This is a genomic window from Hominisplanchenecus sp., from assembly GCF_046967715.1.
Lineage (GTDB): Bacteria > Bacillota > Clostridia > Lachnospirales > Lachnospiraceae > Hominisplanchenecus > Hominisplanchenecus faecis.
In genome coordinates this window covers 1-3873 of sequence record NZ_JBKVNQ010000105.1, presented here as the reverse complement: position 1 = coordinate 3873, position 3873 = coordinate 1, and the positions used below count along the sequence as shown (strand labels likewise).

7 protein-coding genes are annotated in these 3873 nt (G+C 44.5%); 4 read left to right on the top strand and 3 right to left on the bottom strand.

Annotated features, from left to right (window positions below):
- Positions 1 to 295, top strand: a 295-nt coding sequence (locus ACLTL4_RS11000; protein WP_412320541.1) for a S8 family serine peptidase, incomplete at its 5' end; no start/stop codon positions are given.
- 57 nt (positions 296 to 352) lie between these two features.
- Entirely contained in the window at positions 353 to 607 is a 255-nt protein-coding gene (locus ACLTL4_RS10995) for a chorion class high-cysteine HCB protein 13 (protein ID WP_147631504.1), read from the top strand.
- 31 nt (positions 608 to 638) lie between these two features.
- On the opposite strand, the gene ACLTL4_RS10990 is transcribed toward ACLTL4_RS10995, so the two are convergent.
- Positions 639 to 773, bottom strand: a complete 135-nt coding sequence (locus tag ACLTL4_RS10990) for a hypothetical protein (protein WP_022118802.1) — start codon at positions 771 to 773, stop codon at positions 639 to 641.
- Positions 774 to 949: 176 nt separating this feature from the next.
- Between ACLTL4_RS10990 and ACLTL4_RS10985 the strand changes: the two genes are divergently transcribed.
- A complete protein-coding gene (locus ACLTL4_RS10985; protein WP_173866493.1) occupies positions 950 to 1387 on the top strand; it encodes a hypothetical protein in 438 nt (145 codons plus the stop codon).
- Positions 1380 to 1637 carry a hypothetical protein gene (locus ACLTL4_RS10980; RefSeq protein ID WP_215660758.1) on the top strand — a complete coding sequence of 86 codons (258 nt, stop codon included), beginning with the start codon at positions 1380 to 1382 and terminating at the stop codon, positions 1635 to 1637. The genes ACLTL4_RS10985 and ACLTL4_RS10980 overlap by 8 nt, the downstream gene beginning before the upstream one ends.
- Before the next feature lie 53 nt (positions 1638 to 1690).
- Here ACLTL4_RS10980 and ACLTL4_RS10975 read toward each other — a convergent pair whose 3' ends face one another.
- Positions 1691 to 2947, bottom strand: coding sequence for a competence/damage-inducible protein A (locus tag ACLTL4_RS10975; RefSeq protein ID WP_412291096.1), 1257 nt, complete (start codon positions 2945 to 2947; stop codon positions 1691 to 1693).
- A 23-nt stretch (positions 2948 to 2970) separates the two neighbouring features.
- The gene (gene pgsA, locus ACLTL4_RS10970; RefSeq protein WP_022118798.1) at positions 2971 to 3507 is read right to left on the bottom strand and encodes a CDP-diacylglycerol--glycerol-3-phosphate 3-phosphatidyltransferase; all 537 of its coding nucleotides are present in this window, start codon (positions 3505 to 3507) and stop codon (positions 2971 to 2973) included.
- Positions 3508 to 3873: the final 366 nt, after the last annotated feature.

The window sequence follows — 3873 nt, the reverse complement described above, 5'->3', positions numbered from 1 at the left end:
TATCGCATCACCTGGCGTGGAGGTATACGGGGCACGCTCGTCTGCTTCGAAATTTGCAAAGCCGGGATTTGGCAGAGAGAGTGGAACCAGTATCTCGGCGGCACTGACAGCCGGGGCGACGGCACTTTTTGTCAACTGGGGACTGCAAAGTGATCCGCCCCGTTATTTTACAAATCGTGAGATCAAAAGCCTTTTGATCCGCGGTGCTACAAGAAGCAGCAATCTTCTTTATCCAAACCGTGAATGGGGCTATGGTACGTTAAATCTCTATCAGATTTTTCAGGTGCTTCTGTAACCACTTTTGTTTTACAACATATTATGAAGTGTAGATCAATTCCGGAGGAATGAAAACATGAGTGATGTAGCAGCTACAAACTGTGGATGCGGATGCGAAAACAATGGATGTGGAAACACAAACAACAATAATGGATGCAATTCCATTCTCTGGATCATCCTTCTGCTTTGCTGCTGTGGCAATGGAAATGGAATCGGCTGTGGAAACGGTCTTGGCGGCGACAACTGCTGTATCCTGATCGTACTGCTTCTCCTGTGCGGCTGTGGAAATGGAATCGGCTGCGGCAACGGATGCGGATGCTCCCTCTGCTAAAGATATTCCCCCGCCTATTGGCGGGGGCTTTTTAATGTTCTTTTTTGGAGGATGTGCTGTCTTTTGGCTGGAATTCTTTTTTCTTCTTTTGCTCTTCTTTTTTTCTCATACATTCGTCATCTATTTCATAGAACGCATTTCCTTCTCTTACAATTTTCTGTCTCATCTCCTGGCCTTTCTTTTTTGGATACATTCTATTTTATGATACTGGAGGAAAAAGGTCAAAATCCACACGTGCCTGCATATAAGAGGATGCACGATCTGGCAAAGATGCTATACAGGATTCATATTCCGAGGATTCTGGCATATCTTACAGAGAGAGAAATTTTGGCAGGTGACAGGATGATGGAAGAACAGCAGGAAGAATCTTACCCGCTCACACCGATTGATAAGATTGCAAATGGAAATTCTCTTTTGATTCTGAAAGCATTGCTGCCCTATTTGCCGTCCCAAAAACAGGCAGGGGCTGCTTTTCTGGTTAAATGGATGGAAATCCAGAATATCCGGAATTATTACCATACGCATCCTGCCGCTGATCTTACGGCAATGGCACTTCCTTCTCATTCCGTAACCGATCTGTTTCAGAGCATTGCACCTTTTTGCCGGAGAGGACAGAGGGAAATGATGGAACAGTTTCAGAGCATGATGGAGATGATGAAGTTACTGGAAACGATGCAGGATTTTTCGGGAGGGGAAAATAACGATGAGCAATCAGAATCCGGGTTCAGAAAATCTACAGAATGGATCACTGAACCAGAACAAAACCTCATGGATGAATGACAGCAGGCTTTCCGGCATTGATCCGGCAAAGCTACAGATGCTCTTTTCTATGAGCGGCCAGGGGGCATCGAAAAGTCAGAATGAACTGATGCCGTTTCTTATGGCTGTCGCCACACGTTCCAGGCAAAACGGTATGACCTTTACACCGGAAGAAACCAATCTGATCATAGAAGTTATGAAACAGGGAAAATCAAAAGAAGAAATAGCCAGGATTGAAAAAATCCGCATGATGATGCGTCTGATCAAATAACAGAAGCATAAAAAAGCTTCCAGACGGATTTCTCCGAAATGGAAGCTTTTGTTTTATTTTCCAGCGGTTTCTTTTTCCAGGATACAGCTACGAAGTAAGGTCAGGGCATTGACCGTAGAAAGCTCACGGATCTTCTGACGGTTTCCTTTGAAATGAAATTTCCTGATGCGAAGTTCATTCTGATATGCACATGCGATATAGACAAGCCCGACCGGCGTCGTTTCTGTCCCTCCGTCCGGACCCGCAAGTCCGGTGATGGAAACGCAGATATCGGAACCAGTGATAAATGCCCCATTTTTGGCCATTTCTTTGGCTGTCTTTTCACTGACCGCCCCATATGTTTTCAGCGTGTTCTTTTTTACATCGAGCAATTTCCGCTTTGCACGGTTGGAATAGGCAACAAATCCCTGCTTGAACACTTCTGAAACACCGGAAACATTGGTCAGTCTTGCTGAGAGCATACCACCTGTACAGGATTCGGCTGTCGTAAGTGTCAGATTTTTCTCTTTTAAAAGTGCCACAATGCTCTCTTCCAGTGTCGTTGCCTCATCCGTCGCATAAATATGACTGCCGAAGCGTTTTTTCAATTCTTTGAGCATCGGTTTTACCAGCTTTCTGGCTTCTTTTTCATCCGAGGCTCTGGCAGTCACACGCAGATGGACTTCGCCTGTTTTGGCGTAAGTGGCAATCGTTGGATTTTCCTGTGCCTCGATCAGATCGAGAATCTCTGTCTCTACCAGGCTCTCTCCCACACCGCACAATTTCACCATGACGGAATAAATAGTTTCCGGCTGCAGTCTGTTCAGATAAGGAAAAATATCCTGATGAAACATCGGGATCAGCTCATTTGGCGGACCTGGGAGCAGGATCATGGACTTTCCATCTTTTTCCATGATAATGCCGGGTGCGGTTCCGTTGTGGTTGTCGATGACGATGCATCCTTCCGGAACCAGAGCCTGTTTCCAGTTGTTGTCTGTGATAATTTTAAACGGACTGTTTTTAAAATATTCTTCGATGCGTTCTTTGCTGTGTGCATCTTCTACCAGTGGAAACCCCATCACAGCAGCAGCCGTCTCTTTGGTCAGATCGTCCTGTGTCGGACCAAGTCCGCCGCAGAGGATCACGATATCAGAACGGTCAAGTGCCGTCCGGATCGTTTCTTTTAATCGCTCTTCATTATCTCCGACCACAGACTGATGATACATGGATAATCCAAGCATGGCACACTGTCTGGCCAGAAAAGCAGCGTTTGTATTGACAATGTTTCCAAGCAGCAGTTCTGTTCCAACACATACCAGTTCTACAACCATGTTGTAAACCTCCTAACGTATTTTTAATTCTGCATTTTCAGAACCTGTTTGTTTTTGGCGATATAATCCACAAGTGATACTACGGTAAGGACCAGTGCAAGATAGATCATCACCTGACCGATCATATCAAAAACACCGCCAAAGTCTGCAACCAGAAGAATGATCATGATCATTTGAGAGATTGTTTTTGCTTTGCCCCACCAGCTTGCGGCAATTACAATTCCATTATCCGCAGCGATTAGACGGAATCCGCTGATGATAAATTCGCGGCTGATGATAATGATCACGATCCAGCTTGGAAGGCGATCCAGATCCATAAGGCAGATCATTGCAGCACATACCAGCAGTTTATCTGCGAGAGGATCCATAAATTTTCCGAAATTTGTGACCTGATTGTTCTTTCTTGCAAGATAACCGTCCAGAGTATCGGTCAGGCTCGCTGCAATAAAAATACCGAGTGCAATATACTTATCCACACTTGTGATATCGCCGAGCATAAACAGTACAAAAAACGGAATCATAATGACGCGAAGAACCGTTAACGTATTTGGCACATTCATTTTGTTTTCTCCTGTCTTTGAAATATAGTGAATGATGCGGCTGACATCATTCTGTGAGCCATAGGTGGCACTTTTGCAAATCCCAGAAACGCAGGTGCGTATACAGACATCTGTTTTGCATCTGTTTCTCCCTTGACCCATTCTAAACAATTATACGGCAAGAAAACCTATTTGTCCACTGTTCTGCTTCTTTTTTGCCAAAACCATGAAATGGTGTAAGGAATACATTGCTTTTCATCAGAAATTATAGTAAAATATTTTGGATGTTGGGGTCAAAAGATGCCATACGAATTGTTCCGTACTTCGTACTCCCACAATTCTACCCAATATTCGCATATCGTGAAGCTTACGCTCCACTTTTATGCT